Raw genomic sequence first — 22,306 nt, 5'->3', positions numbered from 1 at the left:
GAGCTATCGGATTTGATCGGCGCATCACCGTCACCTTTCACATAAACCCACCAGGATCCTTGCATAGAGCTTCGCTCCGATTCCAGATACAGCCAAGAGTTCTTCGTTTGCGGCGAATCCTTCGTTGGTCTCTCGCCACTGCACTATGCGTTGCGCGATCTTCGGCCCCACACCGTCGAGTGTCTCCAGTTGAGATTGATTCGCAGAGCTCAGATCGACGCATTCGCCGACCTGGGCTAGAGGATCGTCGTCCCGGGCGCCGCCCGCCGTAGATGCAGATGCTTGTTGCTCGCCCTCGGCCAGCACGTGGATGTGTTCGCCGTCTTCGACCAGACGCGCGAGATTGACCGAAACTAGGTCTGCCTGCTCCGTTAGTCCCCCGGCTTCCAAAATGGCCGCTTCTAAGCGCGAACCTGCAGGTACACTCACCACTCCCGAACGCTTGACTGCACCCGTTACGAATACAATAAGCGGTTCAGAATCATTTCCTGCTTCCGAAGCAGATCCGTCCCGACCAAGAGAGGATTCTTCACCTCGGGCGCTTTGGTCTGTCTCAATAATGCTCAATGGGCCATTCGCTTGCTCACTGTGTTCTGCCTGGTAGAACGATGAGCTGGCAGTCCCGGCCGGGAGTACTACCCGTAGGATTCCGACGGTTCCAAGCACGACGATGAGGCCGACTAAGACCATCGCCGCCGTGGAACTCAACCCGACTCTCACAGACTCTTTGGGCGCTTTCCCGCGTAGGGGTTGGAGCCCATGAAGATCTCGGCGTGAAGGAAGCCAGTGGGAGTCACGATCGTCCATCCAGCAATGGTCCTAGCTTTTTCTGTCTCTTGCCGCTCCCGAGCGGACCACCTGTGGAAAAAGCCCAAGTTGAATCATGTTGACAGACAGAAGGTTCTGCGAGATGTCGGACAGCCGACCTAAACTGAACGAGTTCGAGGTTAACCCACGACGTCGGTTGGAGAAGACATGAAGGTAGCCGTCATCGGCGCAGGGGCAATGGGCCGCGCCATATCCAGGGGTGCTCACGACTCCGATCCTGATCGCTGGTCCTTTGTTTTCTTCGACCCCCACGAGCAGTCAGCGAGAGACGCGGCAAAAGCCGTAGCGGGTACCGTCGCCCGTAGCGCAAATGATGCCGTGGCAGAAGCCGAGCTAGTGATACTGGCGGTCAAACCACAGGTTCAGGCCCAGGTGATCAGAGAGCTAGAGCCGGGCAGCGCCTGCTATGTCTCGATTGCCGCCGGCCGTTCGACCGATGATATTGATGGCGACTTTGCGCAAGGTGGCCATAGCTCCGTTCCCCTCGTCCGTGTGATGCCCAACGTGAACGCCATGATCGGTAAAGCAACTACGGCGGTGTGCGACAACGGGAAAGTGAGCGAGCCCCAACTGGACAGCGCCCGAAGTCTGTTTGATTCCGTTGGCACAACGCAGGAGATTCCCGAAAAGCTATTCCCAGCGTTTACCGCGATGGCGGGATGCTCCCCAGCCTGGTACTTCAGAATTGCGAACTCTATGGCACTAGCAGGGGTACGGCAGGGACTGACCAAAGCTCAGGCAATAAAGGCTGCGGTGTCCGCGATGGAGGGATCTGCAGCAATGCTCCTAAAGACACTCGAGGACGGGGGGCATGCTGAGGCCCTGGTTGACCAGGTGTGCTCACCCGGAGGAACCACAATCGCGGGTATGCTCGCGGCCGAAGAAGCTGGACTCTCTGCGGCCCTGGACGCTGCGGTCGATGCTGCAGTGGTGCGAGATCGGGAGTTGGCCGGTTAGATACCTCGCACTAGAGACCAAGTACCCGGCCCTCCAGTTGTTACCGTCGTTTCAGGTGAGTAGCGTTGGCTATGGTGTGCCCACAGGCGCACCGACCAGACGACTTTTACAGACCTACTAAGGACGCCCGATGACATCCCGCGAACCGGTAATTCCAACAGTGCTTCCCTCTCCGTCGGTGCCGGACCGAGTATCCACTGACGGCCTCGAAGCCAAGTGGGACCAAAAGTGGGAAGAATCCGGAATCTATCGCTTTGATCGCGGTGCCGAGCGCGAGAACATCTACTCGATCGACACGCCTCCTCCCACGGTTTCCGGCTCGCTTCACGTCGGCCACTGCTTCAGCTACACCCACACTGATACCGTGGCTCGCTACCAGCGAATGACCGGTAAGGACGTCTTCTACCCGATGGGGTGGGACGACAACGGGCTTCCCACTGAGCGGCGCGTTCAGAACTACTACGGGGTTCGCTGCGACCCATCTCTACCCTATGATGCCGACTTCAAGCCGCCCTATGAAGGCGGTGAAGGCAAGTCGTCCAAAGTCTCTGACCAGGTTTCCGTTTCGCGCCAGAATTTCATCGAGCTGTGTATGCAACTCAGTCAGCGGGACGAGGCACAGTTTGAGGATCTTTGGCGATATCTTGGTCTGTCGGTTGACTGGTCAACCACCTACCAGACTATTGGTAACGACGCGCGCCTGGTCGCCCAGGCTGGCTTCCTTAAGAACCTAGAACGCGGTGAGGCGTACATGGCCGAGGCTCCCGGCCTTTGGGACGTCACGTTCCAGACCGCCGTTGCTCAGGCCGAGGTCGAGGCACGCGAGTATCCGGGAAACTACTACACCCTGAACTTTCACAGCGACGGAAGCGACGTAGCAATAGAGACCACACGACCCGAGCTACTTGGGGCGTGTGTCGCGCTGATCGCTCATCCCGAGGATGAGCGCTATCAACACCTGTTTGGCACCACGGTCATAACCCCCGGGTTCGGCGTTGCGGTTCCCGTGCTCTCACATCCGATGGCTGAGATGGATAAGGGTGCAGGAATTGCCATGTGCTGCACCTTCGGCGACCAGACCGACATTCAGTGGTGGCGCGAACTCGATCTACCACTGCGTACCATCTTGGACCGAGACGGGCGCGTGACTCGTGAGGTTCCCGAGTGGATAACCGATCCCAAGGGCCGCGAACTCTTTGAGAAGATCCTGGGCAAGACCACGTTCTCTGCCCGTAAGGAAATCGTCGAGGTCCTGTCCGCCACCGGCGAGTGCCCCGGCGATCCGAAGCCCACCCAGCGTATGACAAGCTTCTACGAGCGCGGGGAGAAACCCCTTGAAATTGTCACCTCCCGGCAGTGGTACATCCGAAACGGTGGCCGCGCCTTCACTCGAACTGGATCGACCGTCGACCTGCGCGACGAGATGATTGAGCGCGGCGTCGAACTGAACTTCCATCCAGACTTTATGCGCGTGCGTTACGACAACTGGGTCAAGGGACTGAACTCCGACTGGCTCGTCTCCAGGCAGCGCTTTTTTGGTGTTCCTCTCCCCGTTTGGTATCAGATCGACGAGTCGGGTGAAGTCAACTACGACGCAGTCTTGGTTCCGAACTTTGAACAGCTTCCTATCGATCCCTCGTCCGATTGTCCTCCGGGATACTCCGAGAACCAACGAGACGTCGCTGGCGGCTTCCACGGCGAAGTTGACATCATGGACACCTGGGCGACCTCGTCACTGACCCCCCAAATTCCCACCGGCTGGCTGAGGGATGAGGAACTGTACAGCAAGCTATTCCCCATGGATCTTCGCGCCCAGGGCCAGGATATCCTCCGAACTTGGCTGTTCAGCACGGTTTTGCGTTCGAACCTAGAGTTTGATTCTCTACCGTGGAAGAACGCCGCGATCTCCGGATGGATTCTCGATTCTGACCACAAGAAGATGTCGAAGTCCAAGGGCAATGTCATCACGCCCAAGGCGATCCTCGACGAGTACGGTTCGGATGCGGTTCGTTACTGGGCCGATTCCGCCCGACTAGGCGCTGACCCCGCGTTCGACGTGGGCCAAATCAAGATCGGCCGACGCCTGGCGATCAAGCTGCTCAATGCTTCGAAGTTCGCCCTGTCGATGGCGGGCGGGCAAGGCGACGAACTGCGGCTTGACCCGTCCCTGGTGACTGTTCCGGTGGATGCCTCCACCCTGGCGACACTCGCCGATGTCATCGAGCGCGCAACCTTGGCATTCGAGAACTATGAGCACTCCACCGCACTTGAGGTGACCGAAACCTTCTTCTGGACCTTCTGCGATGACTACATAGAGTTGGTCAAGGAACGTGCATACAACGCCGAAGGCGCGTGGAGCGAAGAAGAGGCCCAGTCGGCCCGTTCGACCCTGGCCTTAGCAATAGATGCGATGGTTCGCCTCCTAGCACCGTTCCTGGCATTCACTGCCGAAGAGGTCTGGTCCTGGTATCGCGAGGGTTCCGTCCACATCGCGCCATGGCCGACAGCGGAACCATATCGGAGAACCTCAACTGCTTCCGACCCAGAGCTTCTTGAAAGCACCTCGGCCGCACTGATTCAGCTACGCAGGGTGAAGTCCGAGGCCAAAGTCTCCCCTCGTACCCCCTACCTTTCGGTGACTGTCATAGCCGATGAGTCCGTCGTTGGGGAGCTTTCGAAGGTCGAGACCGATCTTAAGGCGGCCGCCAAGGTAACCGGCGAATGGATCCTCAAGATCGCTGACGTACCCGAGGGAGAGGTCGTGATCGACTCGTTTGAGTTGGGCCAGGCCCCGCCGCGGAAGTAATAGTCGCCCCATACCCCACCAACACCACCAACCGAAGGAAACGGGAATCTGATGTCCGAGGCAGAAGAAAAGGCAGATGAGACAGGCGAGGAAACACCGGTAGTAACAGAGGCGCTTGAGTGGAGCGCTCCTGTCCTCGCCAGAGTTGACGACCACGACACGATTCCAAACCAACTGTTGCAACGAGTCCAGAGAGGGCCGCGGAGGGCGCTCGCCGAGGTCAAGGAGCCGATGACTGGTACTTGGCGTACGGTCACTGCGGGCCAGTTCTATGACTACGTCACCAAGATCGCTCAGGGCTTGATCGGCTCTGGACTTGGCATGGGCGATCGAATCGCGATCATGTCTCGTACTAGGTACGACTGGATGGTGCTTGATTTCGCGTGCTGGAGTGCAGGACTGGTCCCCATTCCAATCTATGAGACCTCCTCCAGGGCACAGATCGAGTTCATGCTCAAGGATGCCGACATTCATTTTGTAATCGCCGAATCCGTTGTCATGGCAAACCTCGTCGCCGCAGCGGCTGAAAGCGCCGGCCTGGATGTAACCGTTCTTTCGCTTGACCAGGGTGCGATGGACACTCTTGAGAGCGCGGGAGCCTCGGTTCCCGTCAAGGAGGTTGACGCGCGGATCACCCAGCTAACCCTCGACTCGATAGCCACCATCGTCTATACATCTGGAACCACCGGTACTCCCAAGGGCACAGAAATTACTCACGGAAACTTCGCTGACATTAACGCGAACTCTCACATCTGGATGCCCGAGGCTTGCCACCCCAAGTCTCGGATGCTGCTCTTCCTCCCACTGGCACACATTCTGGCCCGTTTCCTGCAGGTGTATGTAGTAACTGGAGATGGCGTCATCGGTCACACCTCCGACCTAAAGGACCTGCTTCCAGACCTGGGAACATTCAAGCCGACATTCCTACTGGTGGTTCCTCGGGTGCTCGAGAAGATCTACAACTCAGCAGATGCTCAAACCGGAAGCGGGGCAAAGAACCGGTTGTTCCGCGCTGCTGCCAACACGGCGGTCGAATACTCAAAGTCCCTAGATACTCCCGAGGGGCCATCGCGAACGCTAAGCATCCAAAGAAAACTGTTTGAGGCTCTGGTCTACTCGAAAATCACGGGTCTTGTCGGCGGCAATGTCGAAATCATTATCTGCGGCGGCGCCCCCCTATCAACTCACTTGGCACACTTCTACCGCGGAATCGGTCTGCCCGTAATGGAGGGATACGGGCTCACCGAGACCACCGGCCCAATCTCGGTCAACACTCCGCACCTGACGAAAATCGGGACGGTTGGACCTCCGATTGCTCCGATGAGGGTGAAGATCTCAGACGAGGGCGAAGTACTCGCAAAAGGTCCCTCCATTTTCGTCGGCTACCACGACCGGCCGGACCTGACCGAAGCAGCGTTTGACGAGGATGGCTGGTTCCGCACCGGGGACCTCGGATCAATCGACAAAGATGGCTACGTTCGGATCACAGGACGTATGAAGGAAGTCATTGTCACCGCGGGAGGAAAGAACGTTATCCCGTCGACGCTTGAGGACTCGCTCCGTGGACACCCACTTATTGGCGAGGTTGTAGTCGTCGGTGACAAGCGCCCCTTCATTGGCGCACTGATCACTTTGGACGACGAGATGATGCAGGTCTGGCTTAAGAACAAGGGCTTACCATCAATGACTGTCGCCGAGGCGGCCCGTAATCCGGAGGTCAGGGCTTCCCTGGCGCAGGCAATAGAGCGCGCGAATGAGGGGGTCTCCCGGGCTGAATCAATTCGCAAGTTCGAGGTACTATCGACTGCCTTCACCGAAGCAAACGGCATGATGACGCCATCGATGAAAGTCAAGAGAAGCTCTGTGCTAAAGAAGCACGCCGGCGATATCGATGCTCTGTACGGCGGTCCAGTGGAGCAGGACTAGTCTCCCTGCTCGTACTGATGCTTAATCACCTCATGGTGACGAATCACCTCGTTGACCATGAAGGTTAGGAAGGTTTCGGCAAAATCGGGGTCTAGGCCCGACTGCTCGGCGAGTTCGCGAAGGCGTTGGACCTGCCTTTGCTCGCGCTCTGGATCAGCCGGCGGCAGTCCTTCCCGCGCCTTTATGTGCCCGACCCGCTGAGTACACCGAAACCTCTCCGCAAGAATATGGATCAGCGCGGCATCAATGTTGTCGATTGTCTGGCGCTCTTCCGCCAATTCGGACGGTATCTCGCTCATGACACTCCCCTCGTACCAAACGTTCCAGCCACAGCCTCACGCCTAACTTGCCGCTGAGCGGGACTCTGGGTACTACCCTACGAGGCGCGCTTGACCTGCTGCCCATCGATCTCGAAGATCTCAGCATCCTCTCCCTCAACGACGGACTCTTTGGTGACACGTACACGCGCGACATCGTCTCGGGACGGGATCTCAAACATTAGGTCAGCCAGTGTCTTTTCCATGATCGACGCAAGTCCGCGGGCTCCGGACTCACGTTCCATTGCCTTGGCTGCTATGGCACCCAGCGCGTCTGAGGTGAACTCCAGTTCGACATCGTCCAGTTCAAACAGGTGCTGATATTGGCTGACCAGGGAGTTCGTTGGCTCTGTAAGGATTCGCACCAGGTCGTTCTCCGACAGTGCGGTGGTCGAGGTAAGGACGGGCAGACGCCCGATAAACTCTGGAATCATCCCATATTTGTGGAGGTCCTCAGCGGTAATCAGAGAGTAGTAGTCTCCGACCTCGGCCGCAGGACGTAGTTCAGAGCCAAAGCCAGTGGCCCTTCTCCCGAGCCGGGACCGGACGATCTCATCAATTCCCGAGAATGCTCCGGCCGCAATGAACAAGATCCCCTGAGTGTCAATCTCCAGGAACTGCTGGTGTGGATGCTTACGTCCCCCTTGCGGGGGAACTGAGGCTTTGGTTCCTTCGATGATCTTCAAGAGGGCCTGTTGGACACCCTCACCCGAGACATCCCTGGTTATCGAAGCGTTCTCGCCCTTCCGGCCGATCTTGTCGATTTCGTCCACATAGATGATCCCCTGCTCGGCCTTCTTGATGTCGCCGTCGGCGGCTTGGATCAGCTTCAGGAGGATATTCTCTACGTCTTCACCAACGTAGCCCGCCTCCGTCAGTGCAGTGGCGTCAACAATGCAGAAGGGCACATCCAACAAACTTGCAAGAGAGCGAGCCAGGTGAGTTTTCCCTGTTCCGGTGGGCCCGAGCAGAAGTATGTTCGACTTGGTTGCAGCAAGGTCTTCGGGCGCCCCCGACTGCTTTGATCGGACACGCTTGTAATGGTTGTACACCGCAACTGAGAGAGCCTTCTTCGCGGCGTTTTGACCCACTACCCAGGTATCAAGGAACGCGTTGATTTCTTTCGGTTTGGGGAGCGATAGCTGACGAGGTGGCGTGTCATCCTGCAACTCCTCTTGCACTATGTCGTTGCAGAGTTCAACGCACTCGTTGCAGATATAGACCCCGGAACCACCAATTAGGCGGCGAACCTGTCGTTGTGACTTGGAGCAGAAGGCGCACTTCAGCAGGCCTGCTCCCTCTTGCAGATCAGCCATCCGATCACTTCCTCACGGGTCAACCCCGAGTTCCCACCGACCACCGCGCCCAGTCTGGTTCACTTTCACCCAAAACGGCCACGGGTAGTGCCAGCCTATGGCACTACCCGTGGTAAACGCATTAGGACAGGCGGATAGAACCTCTGTCCTTAGGATCTCTAGTCAGCAAGTTTTCTAGAGGTGAGGACGTGGTCAATCAGTCCATACTCTTTCGCCTGCTCGGCCGTCAGAATCTTGTCACGTTCCACGTCTTTTCGAACCTGTTCGACAGACTGACCCGAGCGCTCCGAAATGGTCTGTTCCATCCATTCACGCATCCGATCAATCTCGTCAGCAACAATCTGGATATCGGAAGCCTGCCCCTGAATACCCTCCATCGCTGGCTGATGAATCAGAATTCGTGCGTTGGGTAGTGCCATTCTCTTGCCCTTTTGACCGCCGGCGAGAATCACGGCTGCTGCCGAAGCGGCCTGTCCCAGGCAGACCGTCTGGATGTGTGGCCGGACGTACTGCATGGTGTCGTAAATGGCAGTCATGGCAGTGAATGAACCGCCCGGACTGTTGATGTACATGGTTATAAGTGAGTCGGTATCCATCGACTCAAGGACAAGAAGCTGGGCCATTACGTCGTCCGCCGAAGCATCATCGACCTGGACGCCCAGGAAGACAATACGATCTTCAAAGAGCTTGGCGTAGGGATCCTGACGCTTGTAACCGTAAGCAGTCCGCTCCTCGAACGTCGGGAAGACATAGCGGTTCTCAGGTAGGCCCGCAGCCAGTCCCTGTGCAGCAGCAGCTGGGAGCTGACGTGCCAGTCCCTCAAAATACGGGGTTGATGAAGTCACTTTGTTTCCTCCCTACTCCGCCGAGTCGTTCTTGCGTCCGATGAGCTGCGGCTGCGTGACGATATGATCCACGAATCCATAGTCGAGCGCCTCTTGCGCATTGAACCACTTGTCGCGATCCGAATCTCGCTCAATCTGTTCAACTGATTTGCCCGTGTTCTCCGCAATAATCTCCGCGAGTTCCTTCTTCATCTGGAGGATGAGGTCGGCGTTGATGCGGATGTCGGTTGCGGAACCTCCGGCTCCGCCCAGAGGTTGATGCATGAGGACACGAGTATGGGGCGTAATAAAACGTTTGCCGGGCGTCCCAGCAGTCAGCAGGAACTGACCCATCGAAGCCGCAAGGCCCATACCGACGGTGGCCACGTCGGGCTTCACGTACTGCATGGTGTCGTAGATGGCCATTCCAGCAGTTACCGAACCGCCGGGACTGTTGATGTAGAGATAAATGTCCTCGTCGGGGCTTTCGGCCGCGAGCAGCAGCAACTGTGCGCAGACAGCATTGGCGCTGTCATCGCGTACCTCCCCACCAAGCCAGATGATGCGTTCCTTCATTAGTTGCTTGTAGACGTTGTCGGCCAGACCAACGATCTCGCCCTGCGCTGCACGCATTTGTGAATCCATGGGAATCGGGACTCCTTCCAATACGGCCTTGTCCGGTATCGCTTAATACTCGGAGAAGGTATCTGCAATCAAACTAGCCCAAACCGGGTGCTGGATGCCCGTCTCAGATGATCATTTCGCCGAAGGCGCATAGGCATGCACTCGCCCGCGGCAACGGGACAACCCAGGGTGGGGCCACAGTTACCTGGAACAGATGATGGGATCCCTACCGCAGCCGCGGCCGGCGGTTCCCCCATTGGATTACTGTCACACTGAACAACTGCACACCCACCCTCTGGGTGGCCTCAGGTACTTGGAGCGGATGACGGGAATCGAACCCGCACCATCTGCTTGGAAGGCAGAGGCTCTACCATTGAGCTACATCCGCAGTAGCTCCGTTTGGAGACGACCTCCATACTATAGCTTGATCGTCCTTGCGCAACTCCACTTGGACCCGTTGCGGGCGAGGAATACGTTACAGCCGCCTCGATCAGTGAGGGGTTTACTTGGACCCTGCCGTAGCATTGTGAGGGTTGTGGACTCGCCAAGTCTGGCGGCCCACGAGGCGGGACCGTCCCAAACCGGCCCCTACAGAACTAGACCTTGGAGTATTTCGCGTGAAAAGCACCGCAGAGACACTTGAGCCGACAAAGGCCAAGCTGGTTGTCGAAGTTGACTATGACGAGCTAAAGCCTGCAATGGATGCCGCCTACAAGGACATCGCATCCCAGGTGAACATTCCTGGCTTCCGCCAGGGACACGTTCCTCCCCGTGTGATCGACCAACGCTTTGGTCGCGGAATGGTAATCGAGCAGGTAGTCAATCAGGTGCTTCCGGAGTACCTGTCGCAGGCGATCCTCGAAAACAACCTGCGCCCCCTTGCTCAACCCGAGGTCGACGTAAAGTCGGTCCCGAACACTGAGGGCGAGCAGGGCGGCAAACTAGAGTTCGAAGCCATACTGAATATTGTTCCGGACTTTGATCTTCCCGATTTGGCCGACTTGGAACTCGAGGTTGATCCCATTGAGGTCGCCGACGAGGACATCGATGCCGAACTGATGGAGTTGCGCACCCGCTTCGCCACTCTCAAGCCGCTCGACCGCGAAGCAAAGGACGGCGATTTCCTAACTCTCGATATCACCGCAACGGTTGACGATGAAGAGATCGATCAGCTTGCTGACGTCTCCTACGAACTCGGCTCTGGGACGATGCTTGAAGGCCAGGACGAGGCACTGCGCGGCGCGAAATCTGGCGATGACATCACCTTTACCTCAACAATCCTTGGCGGAGAGCACGCGGGTAAAGAAGCCACCATCAATGTCACCGTCCATGGCGTCAAAGAGCGCGAACTCCCCGAGGTTGACGATGACTTCGCACAGATGGTCTCCGAATTCGATACCGCTGCGGAACTGCGCGAGGACACCGAGAAACAGGTCCGAGAGGGCAAGCGCGGAGCTCAGGCGCTGCAGGCTCGCGACATTCTTCTAGACAGACTACTTGACCAGACCGAGATTCTGCTTCCCGCATCCGTGGTCGATCACGAGGTAGAGCACCGCGTAGGTGAGGACGCCGACGAGGACGCAAAGGAAGAGACGAAAGCGGGGATCGAAAAAGATATTCGTCAGCAAATCTTCCTCGACACTCTTGCCCAAAACCGCGAGATCCAGGTCGGTCAGCAGGAGCTCGTCGACTTCATGATGACCACTGCTCGCAACTTCGGAATCGACCTGAACCAGATGTTCTCTGATCAGCAGCAGGTTCAGAACATGTACGGTGAGCTCGCCCGGACCAAGGCTTTGGTGTCTGTGCTAGCCGACGCAAAAGTGAAGGACACCGAGGGCAACGAGGTTGATCTGACCGACTTCACAACCGACCGCGCGCAAGCAGAGGCAGAAGCCGCCGCGGCAGCGGCGGAAGCTGTAGAAGATGACGGAAGCTTCTCGCTCAACGTTGACGACCTGGACGGGGAGTCCAAGTAGCACTGACCGGATAGAAACGGCCGACGACCCCGGGGTTGTCGGCCGTTTCTGATATCTCTGGTGATTGACTCTACTGGCCGATTGATTCGCGTCAGAAACGAGGCGCGTCTCTTCAAACGGCGACTTTTGGCGCGTGATGATCATTGTGCTCTGAAGCGGAGCGTTCTACCATGACAGTACGACAGATGTAGAAGGAGCGCCGATGGAGCTACTGCCCGACGCAGAGTTGGAAGTCATGAACGTGCTATGGGACTCGCCGGGGTCGACCATGACATCCAGAGAGGTCGTTAACGCGCTCTCGGACTCCCACGTCTGGAAGATCCAAACAGTCTCGACCTTCCTTACTCGACTCTGCGAGCGCGGATTCGTTTCAAAAACGCGTACCGGACGAGAGATCAACTACGCCGCCATTGTGGACCGCGGCGAATACATGAGTGCTGAAGCCCGCAGTTTTGCTTCGAAGCACGCAGGATTTTCACTGAAGGGACTGGTGGCCGCGTTCGCAGATCAAGGCACCGTCTCGGAGCGGGACATCCACGAGCTTTCAGCCTGGATAGAGGCGAGGCGAACGGAAGATGACTAGCCTCGTCCAAAGTCTGGTTCTATGGGTAGCTGTCATGACTGCCCTCACTTTGACGTTGAGCATCGCCACCTTCCTATTGCGAGGACGCTACCGTGGCGCCGCCCTGAGCACCAGCTGGACACTGATCGCCGTGGCGTGGCTTTTTCCTTTTCGTCCTGAAATCTTAGCTATTCCGGGGCGTGCGTTGCCCGCATCCGAAGCGAGAGCACTTCAGGGAACTGCCTTGGATTCCGCTTCAATGACGGCATCCACTTCGACCGAGTGGCTACTTCCGCTACTGATTGGTCTCTGGGCAACGGGGACTGTGATCGCCCTCGGCATCCTAGTGGTGCAGCATTTACGGCTAAGGAGACACGTGCGCCAGGCGGGGACACTGCCCGCGAGTGCAGATCTGCTGACTCAGATTGAGCGCGAATCGGACCGCCTGAATCTGTCGTATCGACCTTCCGTTGTACTGATCTGCGGGCTAGACTCACCCGCGGTCGTAGGCATCATTCGCCCGCGGCTGCTATTGCCCGCCGATCCCCGATTCCACTCGCGTTTCGTGCTTCGCCACGAACTAGCACATATTCGACGTCACGATACGCTAACTCGGCTAGCGCTGAACGTGGTGGTCGCCCTGCAGTGGTGGAATCCTCTGCTGAGATTGGCAGCCAAGAACTCTGCTGAGGCAGCGGAAATTGCCTGCGACCAGACAGCTCTAGCGGATGCCAACACCGAGCAGAGGTGTGACTATGCGCAGCTCTTGGTCACCGCCTCCGCGTCCCACGGCGTTCGTCCCTTGACATCAGTCGCCCTACTGCCAGGGTCACGGGCACTGGCGAACCGAGTGTCATCGGCTCTCGGCACACGAGGACGCCGGGTGGGGAGAGAGACAGTTATCGCCACGGTAGTGCTACTCGCTGGACTGGGGGTTCCAGTTGCTTGGGGCGACAGTTCCCCTAGCTCCGAAACCACGTTGGATACTGTCTTCGACGCTTCAGACACAGACACCACCGAGTCCACGCGACACTCAGAAGTGCCCGACCTATCCAACCTCACCGAGGAAACTGCGGACGAGGGCGCCAACCCCGATCGGGAGAGCACTGGCACTCTCGAGAGCAACACTGTCCCCGCAGAAGAAGGCACAACCGAGCCCGAGTCTCATGACGGCACATCTTCCGAGTCAAATGGGTGGCAACACAAGCATCGAGTGGGAGCCAGTGGAACTCACGGCTCCCACTAGGCAACCAGAGTACGTCAGTAAACGGATGCGTGACGGTGGCCTCTATGAAGCCCGGTTCCCACGTTAGGACAGATTCGGGGACACTCGCCCCGTTGCACCGCTACCTCGCCCGTCTCTGATGTACCTGTTGCTTGATTCGTTCCGAGGTTTGAGCTCTGCGCGGTTCCGCTACTGTGGTAACGACCACTACCATCACGGAGTCCGATGTCCTGACCATGATGAGGGCTGCTACCGTCACGGAGCCCACTACCGTGATGCGGTCCTGTCCCATCTTGCAGACCGCTTCCTTGCGGCACTCCATCCTGGCGCGGACACTCCCAAGCGACTACCGCCGGTGTCACAGAATCAATCATGGTCGCGCTCGCAACCGTGCCTGTACCGACGGTTCCGCCCAACGCCAACAGCGCCACGGCCACAAGTCCGCTGGTTCTGCCTCCCAATCTCCCCATTTCCATACCTCCTAATCGCACTAATCGCAGAACGACCGAGTCATCACACCTCGGATTGAACCGTTCTACATCTGTAGTTTATCTACCGTACTACAGATGTAGAATGTAAGGCAACGTGGGTAGGCGCGGAGGACCTGGTAAATCGCGAGCAACAGACTCATTGGACCACGACGGTCGTTACTCCAGGCTCCACGGGAGGCCCTCCCCGCTCCGACCCGAGTCCTTCGCTCATCACGTCGGCCACCATTTGATGGCGCCACTGGATCTCGTCAAGGGGAACCGGACTGTCAGCGGCACCGTCGGCTGTAATGACGCGGGTGTAGTAGCCATACTTCCTCTCGGTCATAACAGCCGACCAGGATGCGTCGGGAACCGTTACTACCCCATCGGCGGCCTTTTGAACCTCAAAGAAAACCAGAACACCGACATTGGACTCGGGAACACAGCAGTTCTCGTCTTGGTCAGAGATGAAGTTCCCCGTACCGTACGCGACCCACATTCCATCGCCGTTCGGCCCACCAGGCACCCGATCGATCGGTTTGGGAACGTGCGCGTGGTGCGAAATCATGATGTCAACTAACCCCGACTCGCCCAGTGCCTGCGCAGTAGAAACCTGAAGGTCTTCGGGAATCGAGGTGTACTCAACTGCGCAACAGTGGTAAGAGACAATAACTAGGTCCGCTCCGTCGTCTCGGGCCTGCTTCGCCTGTTCGAGGACCATTTGAATGTCATTTAGGTTGATCGACCACGGAGCTTCGGCGGGAATCTCCATTCCGTTAAGATTGTTCGCGAAAGAGATGTGCGCGACAGTCAGGGTCTGTCCATCCTTCTCGATCTCGTAATACTGAGGGGCTTGAAGCTCCTCGGCCGAGCGCGCCGTACCAGCATGCCCCAACCCGGCCTCGTCGAACCGATCGAGAGTGTTTGTAAGACCCGCAAAACCCCAGTCCACCGAATGGTTGCTGGCGGTTGAGCAACCATCCCAACCAGCCTCCTTCAGTTCCTCCGCCGTCTCATACGGCGCGGCGAACAACGGGTAGTTTGACGGCTCCTGACCAGCCTGCGCAATCGGAACTTCCATTTGACACAGAGCCAAATCCGCTCCCTCAACATAGGCGGCGGTCGTAGAGAGCAGTCTTGAGAGGTTGTAACGCCCATCTGCCTCCTGAGACGCCCAAAAAACCGTGTTGTGTAGCAGGATGTCCCCGCCCGCCGCGATGGTGAAATCCACTGGTGCCAGCTCGGGTTCTGGCGCAACAGCGGGTTCAGACTGTGGTTCTGGAAGCGGATCCGCCTCGGACTGCTGCCCAGACTGCGTGGCAGCAATCCCCCCGTCCGGCTGGGTCTCAACTCCGCCCCGCAACAGCATCCAGACTCCGCCTCCGACGAGGGCCAGAAGCGACGCAACGATCAGGATGATCAAAAGAGGACGCAAACCACCTGACTTCGTCTGAGTCACACTCGCATGTCTCGCCCCTGTTGTCGGCATCGCTAGCAGCCCTCTCCTCGTCGCCAAGTAGGCAGAATCTCGCTTAGCTTCACTGTCAGGTCCATCGACTCACCATCGCGTCCGCCCTGGCTTAGAACGAGTGGAGGCGGAGAGGGCTGCGGCCTTATTCCCCGGAGCCGATCTAGCACCGAGAGATCGGCGGTCAAGATGTAGTAGTTTCCCTCAGTATCCACTGCAAGCGAGTGGTCGTTCTTCAAGTACCAACCCTTTAGCGGTGTCTTTGCTCTGCCCTTGCCGCCGTATCCTCTAGCAAACAACGGTTCAGGCATCAGACCCTTCTCCGCCGCACTTTGGACAAACTGGTGCAAGAACTCTGCCGCCTTAGCACTTTCTGCTTCCTGAGCATCCAATAACATCTGGCGCTTCAGCCTTGCAGCGTTTGCTTGCAACTGCGCGAAATGCTGGCTGTCGGTAGTCATTGAACAACTCTATCCTCGTCCGCGTTCGAACACCCTGGCCGGGGGGCCACCTATCTCACATTCTCTTGAAACTAACCTAACCTATTAGGTTAGGCTTACCTAAGTTCCACGAACGGAACAGGGTTCTGACCTGGTTGTTTGGAACCCCTCATCGACCGTCGGGGGCTGGGCCACTGCTCGCCCCACGCACAATCCAATTTGGAGGCTTTACACATGAGTAGAAGTACTCGCCTGCCCGTGCGGCGCGTTTACGCAACACTGGCCGCAGTCTCTGCCCTAGTTCTGACCGCTGGCTGTTCCAGCAACGCCCCGGCTGCGGGTGAGTCCGAGGCATCCGCGGAGTCGGCTACTTCCGATGTCGAGGAAGCAGCCGAAGACACCGCCGCAGAGTCGTGCACATATCCCGTCACCGTAACGGACATGGCTGGCAACGAAGTCACGGTGGAGAGCGTTGACTCCGTGGTTGTGACTGACAACCGCATGTTCGCCACTATCGCTGACTGGGGTATTCAGCCGACAGCCGCCCCGCGGACCCTAATGAGTCCCAACAACCCGATGAAGGACGACGACTCAATCCTTGACACTGGTTCCCACGGCGAACCGGACTTCACCAAGGTGATCGAAGCCGACCCGACAGTCATCATCAGTGGATACCGCTACGGTGACCACGCAGACGCACTGAAGGATGCCGCCCCGGGCGCCGCCTTCATCGACACCACTAACAACGAGATGACGGCGGATGAGTACGCTGTGGCAAGCACACAGATGCTCGGCGAAATCTTCTGTATGCAGGATAAGGCGACCGAGTTGGTAGATCAGTTCCACACGTCGCTGGAGGAGACCAAAGCGGCCTACGATCCGGCAATGACGGTGATGGGGCTGGTCACAAGCGGCAACGAGATCCGCTACTCTAACCCGACCGATGGTCGCGGCGCGTCCATCTACTTCTCGCTATTGGGACTAACGCCCGCACTCGATCAGGATGGCTCAACCAATCACCAGGGCGACGATATCTCCCTCGAAGCAATCGCGGAATCGAACCCCGACTTCTACTTGGTTCTTGACCGCGACGCGGCCTTCGCCGGTAGCGATGGAGAGGAAACCACTCCCGCCCTTGAGTTGATCAATGGTTCCGCATCTCTCGCAGCAACCCCTGCAGTCGTTAACCAAGCCATATACATTATGCCCGCCGACTACTACCTGACCGAGGACATCTACGCATACATGGACGTTCTCTCCGGGCTAAAACAAGCGTTCGAGGCTCAGAAGTAGCCAAGACGAATCCCGGTGGAGTGCGTCGTGTCTAGGCGTGCAGTTGCCACGACGCACTCCGCTCCGCTTTAGTAGGTGAGAAACCTGCTCGAGTCAGAAGGAGTCTGATTCTTGGCCTCCCCCGCCGCCCCGGCACCCCGCATTACCAACGTTGATGCGTCCAGTCCTTCCAGACGTATTCCGCAAAAGCATCGTCTGCCCAAGTTCCTCCCGATCATGCTGGGAATCGTTTTTACGATTGCGCTGGTAGTACTCTCGCTTTTCGTCGGGGTCGCAGACATAACAGACACGGCTGGCCGAGGGCACGAGTTCCTCTGGATCACCCGTGTTCCACGAACGGTCGCCCTAGTGCTGTCCGGTGCGTCAATGGCGATTGCCGGCCTCATCATGCAACTACTGACACAGAACAGGTTTGTCGAACCAACTACAGTCGGGACCACTGAGTGGGCCGGGCTAGGTCTACTGCTCACCTACATCTTTATGCCGACGTCGGGTATCTTCACGAAGATGGTCATTGCCATCGTCTTTGCCTTCGCGGGAACCATGGTGTTCTTCGCGTTCCTCAGCCGTGTCAAACTTCGCTCCTCACTAATAGTTCCCATCGTCGGGCTAATGATCGGTGCCGTCGTCGGTGCACTGAGTACATTCTTGGCGATTAGGTACAACCTGCTTCAAACTCTGGGTAGTTGGTTTGCCGGCCGATTCACGGGCATCGAAGTGGGTCGCTACGAACCACTGTGGATCGCACTTCTCGTATGTGCCTTTGTGGTCATCTTCGCCGATAGGTTTACCGTCGCTGGTCTCGGAAAAGAGGTTGCGACCAACGTCGGCCTCAACTACGAGGCAGTGGTTCTGTTGGGAGTAGCCCTGGTCTCAATCGTCACCGGGGTTGTCACTGTCGTGGTCGGGGCTCTCCCCTTCCTCGGCCTTGTGGTTCCGAACCTGGTATCCCTGGTACGCGGCGACAACTTGCGAACGAACATCCCCTGGGTTTTTCTCGCTGGCATATGGCTAGTCACGATCTGTGACCTGATTGGGCGGACAATTATCATGCCATTTGAGATACCAGTTTCCCTGGTCCTCGGCGCAGTCGGCGCAGTGGTGTTCATCGGACTTCTTCTTCGTACGAGGAGGACCAGTGCCAGCTGAGCCTAGTGGTCCCAACAAGCACCCCTCGTACACACAGTTGCGTGGAGAGGCCGCCGTTACCGAGGTCGCCGAAGAGATCGTGGAGGGGGCAGAACACGAACTTGAACTGGCGGACATGACTGTGTTCGGTGCCGGCTGTGGACCACTCGAACTCGCCTCAGAGGCCGCTGCCCGCTCCGAGGTGTCGAAAGTCTACGAATCGTCTGGCCCCACCGAGCAGAATCGGCTCAACCGCCGTCCCAACCGCTCCGGTGCCTTCGCCAGTGTGAAACATGAACGCAAATACCGCCTCACGATAGCGGCGCTGCTCGTGGCCGCTGTTGCCGTCACGGTCTTGATACTGACGTGGGGCAATAATTTCGAGATTTTCGGCGACAAGTGGTGGCGGGTTGCGCGAATGTACGGCTCAGCAGTGGTCGTTATCGCAGTGGTTACCTTCGCCCAGTCCTTCGCTACGGTGACGTTCCAGACCGTCACCAACAATCGGATCATCACTCCGTCGATCATGGGCTTCGATTCCCTGTTTGTTTTGATTCAAACCTCGATTGTTTACCTGTTTGGTACCACTGGAGTCTTGGCCGTAAGCCCTGGTTTGCGATTCGCGTTGCAGGTGACTCTGATGGTTGCGTTCGCCGTTGGGCTCTACTCATGGCTGCTTTCCGGGCGGCTTGGGAGTCTGCACGTGATGCTGCTAGTCGGAATCGTTATCGGCACTGGTCTTGGTGCGATCTCAACCTTCATGCAAAGAATGCTCGACCCAAATGAGTTCGATGTTCTCCGCGCCCGGCTATTCGCCAACATCGGTAACGCCGAGACTGGTCTTTTGGTCTATGTTGTCCCGATCTGCGTAGTTGTGGGAGGCATCATATGGGTGCTTGGGCGTCGCCTCAATGTGCTCTCACTCGGCGCGGAAACCTCCACGAATCTCGGCCTGAACCATAAGCGGCAGGTCATGTTGATGTTGACTCTGGTTGCGATCCTCTCCGCCATGTCCACCTCGCTTATCGGGCCAATGACCTTCCTCGGGTTCCTCTGTGCAACACTCGCCTATTCCCTGGTCGACACTTACGATCATCGGCGGATTCTGCCGGTGGCGTGGCTACTCGGCTACGTTATCCTCGGCGGAGCCTATTTCCTACTGCGGCATGTGTTCACGATGGTTGACGCGGTGACCGTAATCGTCGAGTTAATCGGTGGACTCGCCTTCCTGATCGTCATTATGAAACGAGGTCGATTGTGATCAAGCTGAGTGAGCTCGAGAAGCGCTACGGGAACGGGACCCTGATAGGTCCGGTCTCCCTCGACCTTCCCAAGGGTGGGATAATTGGGTTGGTCGGCCCGAACGGAGCAGGCAAATCAACGCTGTTGACCATGATGGGGCGTTTGCTCGCTCCCACCGCCGGCTCGGTGGAGATCGACGGCCTCGACGTTCACAAGACGCCCTCTAGAGATGTGGCACGAAAAGTGTCGATCTTGAGGCAGGAGAATCATTTCGTCACTCGTCTGACGGTTCGTCAGCTGGTCGGGTTTGGTCGGTACCCGTACTCAGGTGGACGACTCACCGCAGAGGACGAGGAGAAGATTTCGGAAGCGATCGACTTTCTCGACATGACCGGTCTGGAGCAACGCTTCCTCGACCAGATGTCCGGTGGTCAGCGCCAAAGAGCCTACGTAGCTATGGTCCTGGCGCAGGACACGGACTACCTGTTGCTCGATGAACCCCTCAATAACCTGGACGCCCAGCACTCCGTGCAAATGATGACTCAGCTAAGGCGCGCGGCAGACGAGTTGGGCCGGACCGTCGTGATTGTTCTTCATGACATCAACTTCGCCGCGGCCTACAGCGACCACATTGTCGCTATGGACGAGGGAAAAGTCGTGATCTCCGGTACCCCCGACCAGATCATTCAGGATGAGGTGTTAACCCAGGTATTCCGCACCCCGGTGACCGTCGTCGACGGGCCGTCGGGAAGGTTTGCGGTGTACCACCGAATGTGAGGAAGCTCGGGTCTGTCCGCAACTTGGAGCGTCACTGCTACCCTGGATCGAGTGTAAATCCTAAAGTCAACCAGGGGTGAGCCGCGCCATCCGAGCGCACTGACCACCTCTTTTGGGGGGAAGCTACTGTGGACTCGGCGTCCAGCAAGCCCGGATCGTCCAGCAACAAGATGGACAATCTGGCTCAAAAGCCATCAAAACTTCTAAACAAGTATCCGTTGATGAATCCTTCGCGGTCATTCCCGAAGGGAACGATTCACCCGGGCCTAATTCCTGGATTGAGCGTGGAAGACACGCCTCAGAAGTATCCGACTAACAGACTCGTTTTCGTCGTCGGACTGCTGATTTCGGCCGCGGTTATTCTGTGGGCTGCATTCTCACCACAGAGCCTGAATTCCGTCGGAACCGACTCACGCGACTGGGTGGTAGAGAACTTCGGGTGGTTCTTCACCGCTCTAGTTGTTGTCATCCTGATCTTCATGTTCGTTGTTGGGTACGGACCGACGGGAAAAATCCGTCTTGGCGCAGATGACAGCGAGCCGGAGTTCTCCACAGCGTCTTGGATTTCGATGCTGTTCGCCGCCGGGTTGGGCATTGCCCTAATCTTCTACGGGCCCATGGAGCCTCTCACTCATTTCTTGGACCCAGCGCCCGCAACGGACGCTGTCGCAGGGTCGCCACAGGCAGTTCAACCCGCGATGGCGCAGGCCATCCTGCACCAGACAATTTCGGGATGGTCAGTCTATGCACTAGTCGGCGGCGCTATCGCCTACTCAGCGTTCCGGCGCGGACGCCTGCCCCTTATTTCTTCACTCTTCGAACCTGTGTTTCCTAACGGGAACAATCGAATTCTGGGAAAGATAATCGACATTTTCGCCGTCATGGTGACCCTGTTCGGTACCGCAACTTCTTTGGGAATCGGAGCACTCCAGATTAGGACCGGAACGTCCATCGTCACCGGAAAAGACCTGTCCGGCAACACATTCGTTGTCGTGGCTATGACGTTCTTGACGGTCTTGTTCATCTTCTCTGCCGTGTCCGGAATCAAGAAGGGAATCCGGTTCCTTTCAAATGTGAACATGCTGCTAGTAATCGTTATGGCCGCATTTGTTCTGTTGTTTGGACCAACCCTGTTCATCTTGGATCTGCTTCCGACTTCCATCTACACCTTTGTCGGAACACTGCCTGACATGCTTTCGGTTACTGCCAGTCAGGGAGCCGATGAGAAAGAATTCCTTTCAACCTGGACAGTCCTCTACTTCGCCTGGTGGATTTCTTGGTCCCCCTTTGTGGGAATGTTTATCGCCAAAATCTCAAAGGGACGGACACTTCGCCAGTTTGTTACCGTCGTTATTTTGGCCCCCTCAGGCATCATCGCAGCATGGTTCACTATCTTCGGTGGAACCGCGATTTGGATGAACCAGAACGGCATGGACATGGAGATCGAAGACTCCGGAGAAAACGTCATGTTCGACCTTCTGGGAAACCTGCCGCTGGGCACCGTAATGTCCGTTGTTGCAGTGGCGGCCGTCGTAATTTTCTTCGTCACTGCGGCCGACTCAGCAACCAATGTAATGGCATCCATGTCGCAGTACGGCCGGCCTATTCCCTCCCGTGCTATCACGATCATTTGGGGTGTGGCACTCGGCCTGATCGCAATCTTCCTTCTACTCGCCGGAGGACCCGACGCGCTCTCCGGCTTGCAGGCAATCATGGTGACCTGTTCACTCCCCTTCGCGATCATCCTCATTGGAATCATGATCTCCTGGTCAATTGATCTGAGCAGAGACCCCTACATAATTCGCCGAAAGTACGCGCGTCAGGCAATCGAAAAGGGTGTCGAACGCGGCATCGGAGAGCATGGAGATGACTTCGTTTTCGGAACAGATCATGTGGAATCTGACGAGGGCGCGGGAGCTGACTTTGAGAGCGACGATCCTTCACTGACCGAGTGGTACACCGACGCGATCAGTTCTCAGGAACCGAATATGCAAGACACGGCCGTTCAGAACTCAGACGCTCAGGCCCCGCCAAGCGGGACGGGGACCAACGTTTCGACCACCTAGGCCGCCGAGAGACCACCCGCCCAATCGGAGCGCGACACTGACGAGGAGTGGTCAATCT

The 22,306-nt window shown here is 57.4% G+C and carries 19 protein-coding genes and 1 tRNA gene; 11 read left to right on the top strand and 9 right to left on the bottom strand.

What is annotated here, in order from left to right; genetic code table 11:
* Positions 1–30 precede the first annotated feature (30 nt).
* Positions 31–807 carry a ComEA family DNA-binding protein gene (locus U6G28_07455; GenBank protein ID WRS29363.1) on the bottom strand — a complete coding sequence of 259 codons (777 nt, stop codon included), beginning with the start codon at positions 805–807 and terminating at the stop codon, positions 31–33.
* A gap of 168 nt (positions 808–975) precedes the next feature.
* Here U6G28_07455 and proC point away from each other — a divergent pair, with 168 nt between their 5' ends.
* The 3 genes from proC to U6G28_07440 all read left to right on the top strand — a co-directional run bounded on the left by proC (position 976) and on the right by U6G28_07440 (position 6,517).
* Positions 976–1,785, top strand: a complete 810-nt coding sequence (proC, locus tag U6G28_07450; protein ID WRS29362.1) for a pyrroline-5-carboxylate reductase — start codon at positions 976–978, stop codon at positions 1,783–1,785.
* A 130-nt stretch (positions 1,786–1,915) separates the two neighbouring features.
* Complete coding sequence (gene valS / locus U6G28_07445) at positions 1,916–4,591, top strand: valine--tRNA ligase (protein ID WRS29361.1); 2,676 nt, start codon at positions 1,916–1,918, stop codon at positions 4,589–4,591.
* Between the two features lie 51 nt (positions 4,592–4,642).
* Positions 4,643–6,517 carry an AMP-dependent synthetase/ligase gene (locus U6G28_07440; protein ID WRS29360.1) on the top strand — a complete coding sequence of 625 codons (1,875 nt, stop codon included), beginning with the start codon at positions 4,643–4,645 and terminating at the stop codon, positions 6,515–6,517.
* Here the strand turns inward: U6G28_07440 and U6G28_07435 are convergent.
* From U6G28_07435 to U6G28_07415, 5 genes are all read right to left on the bottom strand, one after another.
* Positions 6,514–6,816 (bottom strand): chorismate mutase, encoded by a 303-nt coding sequence (locus U6G28_07435; GenBank protein ID WRS29359.1) that lies wholly within the window; start codon positions 6,814–6,816, stop codon positions 6,514–6,516. The genes U6G28_07440 and U6G28_07435 overlap by 4 nt on opposite strands.
* Before the next feature lie 77 nt (positions 6,817–6,893).
* Complete coding sequence (gene clpX, locus U6G28_07430; GenBank protein ID WRS29358.1) at positions 6,894–8,150, bottom strand: ATP-dependent Clp protease ATP-binding subunit ClpX; 1,257 nt, start codon at positions 8,148–8,150, stop codon at positions 6,894–6,896.
* Between the two features lie 158 nt (positions 8,151–8,308).
* Positions 8,309–8,995, bottom strand: a complete 687-nt coding sequence (locus U6G28_07425) for an ATP-dependent Clp protease proteolytic subunit (protein WRS29357.1) — start codon at positions 8,993–8,995, stop codon at positions 8,309–8,311.
* A gap of 12 nt (positions 8,996–9,007) precedes the next feature.
* Positions 9,008–9,619, bottom strand: a complete 612-nt coding sequence (locus tag U6G28_07420; GenBank protein WRS29356.1) for an ATP-dependent Clp protease proteolytic subunit — start codon at positions 9,617–9,619, stop codon at positions 9,008–9,010.
* 293 nt (positions 9,620–9,912) lie between these two features.
* A tRNA-Gly gene (locus U6G28_07415) sits at positions 9,913–9,986 on the bottom strand.
* A 229-nt stretch (positions 9,987–10,215) separates the two neighbouring features.
* Here U6G28_07415 and tig point away from each other — a divergent pair.
* The 3 genes from tig (at position 10,216) to U6G28_07400 (ending at position 13,385) form a co-directional block, all read left to right on the top strand.
* Positions 10,216–11,577, top strand: coding sequence for a trigger factor (gene tig, locus U6G28_07410; protein WRS29355.1), 1,362 nt, complete (start codon positions 10,216–10,218; stop codon positions 11,575–11,577).
* Between the two features lie 202 nt (positions 11,578–11,779).
* Positions 11,780–12,160, top strand: a complete 381-nt coding sequence (locus tag U6G28_07405) for a BlaI/MecI/CopY family transcriptional regulator (GenBank protein ID WRS29354.1) — start codon at positions 11,780–11,782, stop codon at positions 12,158–12,160.
* On the top strand, positions 12,153–13,385 hold the full coding sequence (locus U6G28_07400; GenBank protein WRS29353.1) for a M56 family metallopeptidase: 1,233 nt from the start codon (positions 12,153–12,155) through the stop codon (positions 13,383–13,385). Before U6G28_07405 ends, U6G28_07400 begins: the two co-directional genes overlap by 8 nt.
* Before the next feature lie 14 nt (positions 13,386–13,399).
* Here the strand turns inward: U6G28_07400 and U6G28_07395 are convergent, their stop codons facing one another.
* From U6G28_07395 to U6G28_07385, 3 genes are all read right to left on the bottom strand, one after another.
* Complete coding sequence (locus U6G28_07395) at positions 13,400–13,834, bottom strand: hypothetical protein (protein ID WRS29352.1); 435 nt, start codon at positions 13,832–13,834, stop codon at positions 13,400–13,402.
* 157 nt (positions 13,835–13,991) lie between these two features.
* Positions 13,992–15,293 carry a CapA family protein gene (locus tag U6G28_07390; GenBank protein WRS29351.1) on the bottom strand — a complete coding sequence of 434 codons (1,302 nt, stop codon included), beginning with the start codon at positions 15,291–15,293 and terminating at the stop codon, positions 13,992–13,994.
* A gap of 32 nt (positions 15,294–15,325) precedes the next feature.
* On the bottom strand, positions 15,326–15,763 hold the full coding sequence (locus U6G28_07385) for a hypothetical protein (protein ID WRS29350.1): 438 nt from the start codon (positions 15,761–15,763) through the stop codon (positions 15,326–15,328).
* A gap of 213 nt (positions 15,764–15,976) precedes the next feature.
* Here U6G28_07385 and U6G28_07380 point away from each other — a divergent pair, with 213 nt between their 5' ends.
* The 5 genes from U6G28_07380 to U6G28_07360 all read left to right on the top strand — a co-directional run bounded on the left by U6G28_07380 (position 15,977) and on the right by U6G28_07360 (position 22,248).
* Positions 15,977–17,035 carry an ABC transporter substrate-binding protein gene (locus U6G28_07380; GenBank protein WRS29349.1) on the top strand — a complete coding sequence of 353 codons (1,059 nt, stop codon included), beginning with the start codon at positions 15,977–15,979 and terminating at the stop codon, positions 17,033–17,035.
* 111 nt (positions 17,036–17,146) lie between these two features.
* A complete protein-coding gene (locus tag U6G28_07375; protein WRS29348.1) occupies positions 17,147–18,184 on the top strand; it encodes an iron chelate uptake ABC transporter family permease subunit in 1,038 nt (345 codons plus the stop codon).
* Positions 18,174–19,424: an iron chelate uptake ABC transporter family permease subunit gene (locus U6G28_07370; protein ID WRS29347.1), complete on the top strand. Its 1,251-nt coding sequence runs from the start codon at positions 18,174–18,176 to the stop codon at positions 19,422–19,424. Before U6G28_07375 ends, U6G28_07370 begins: the two co-directional genes overlap by 11 nt.
* On the top strand, positions 19,421–20,182 hold the full coding sequence (locus tag U6G28_07365; GenBank protein ID WRS29346.1) for an ATP-binding cassette domain-containing protein: 762 nt from the start codon (positions 19,421–19,423) through the stop codon (positions 20,180–20,182). The genes U6G28_07370 and U6G28_07365 overlap by 4 nt, the downstream gene beginning before the upstream one ends.
* Before the next feature lie 128 nt (positions 20,183–20,310).
* Positions 20,311–22,248, top strand: coding sequence for a BCCT family transporter (locus U6G28_07360; protein ID WRS29345.1), 1,938 nt, complete (start codon positions 20,311–20,313; stop codon positions 22,246–22,248).
* Positions 22,249–22,306 lie beyond the last annotated feature (58 nt).

Source organism: Actinomycetaceae bacterium MB13-C1-2, from assembly GCA_035621235.1.
GTDB lineage: Bacteria > Actinomycetota > Actinomycetes > Actinomycetales > Actinomycetaceae > Scrofimicrobium.
Note: the sequence above shows the minus strand (reverse complement) of the source record. Positions and strands in the feature narration are given on the sequence as shown.

What these genes read in the sequence shown, in the direction of transcription:
- U6G28_07455 (WRS29363.1), bottom strand. Translation starts at nt 807, where the DNA reads ATGGACGATCGTGACTCCCACTGGCTTCCTTCACGCCGAGATCTTCAT.
- U6G28_07400 (WRS29353.1), top strand. Translation starts at nt 12,153, where the DNA reads ATGACTAGCCTCGTCCAAAGTCTGGTTCTATGGGTAGCTGTCATGACT.
- clpX (WRS29358.1), bottom strand. Translation starts at nt 8,150, where the DNA reads ATGGCTGATCTGCAAGAGGGAGCAGGCCTGCTGAAGTGCGCCTTCTGC.
- U6G28_07385 (WRS29350.1), bottom strand. Translation starts at nt 15,763, where the DNA reads ATGACTACCGACAGCCAGCATTTCGCGCAGTTGCAAGCAAACGCTGCA.
- U6G28_07405 (WRS29354.1), top strand. Translation starts at nt 11,780, where the DNA reads ATGGAGCTACTGCCCGACGCAGAGTTGGAAGTCATGAACGTGCTATGG.
- U6G28_07440 (WRS29360.1), top strand. Translation starts at nt 4,643, where the DNA reads ATGTCCGAGGCAGAAGAAAAGGCAGATGAGACAGGCGAGGAAACACCG.
- U6G28_07435 (WRS29359.1), bottom strand. Translation starts at nt 6,816, where the DNA reads ATGAGCGAGATACCGTCCGAATTGGCGGAAGAGCGCCAGACAATCGAC.
- U6G28_07395 (WRS29352.1), bottom strand. Translation starts at nt 13,834, where the DNA reads ATGGGGAGATTGGGAGGCAGAACCAGCGGACTTGTGGCCGTGGCGCTG.
- U6G28_07380 (WRS29349.1), top strand. Translation starts at nt 15,977, where the DNA reads ATGAGTAGAAGTACTCGCCTGCCCGTGCGGCGCGTTTACGCAACACTG.
- U6G28_07420 (WRS29356.1), bottom strand. Translation starts at nt 9,619, where the DNA reads ATGGATTCACAAATGCGTGCAGCGCAGGGCGAGATCGTTGGTCTGGCC.
- valS (WRS29361.1), top strand. Translation starts at nt 1,916, where the DNA reads ATGACATCCCGCGAACCGGTAATTCCAACAGTGCTTCCCTCTCCGTCG.
- proC (WRS29362.1), top strand. Translation starts at nt 976, where the DNA reads ATGAAGGTAGCCGTCATCGGCGCAGGGGCAATGGGCCGCGCCATATCC.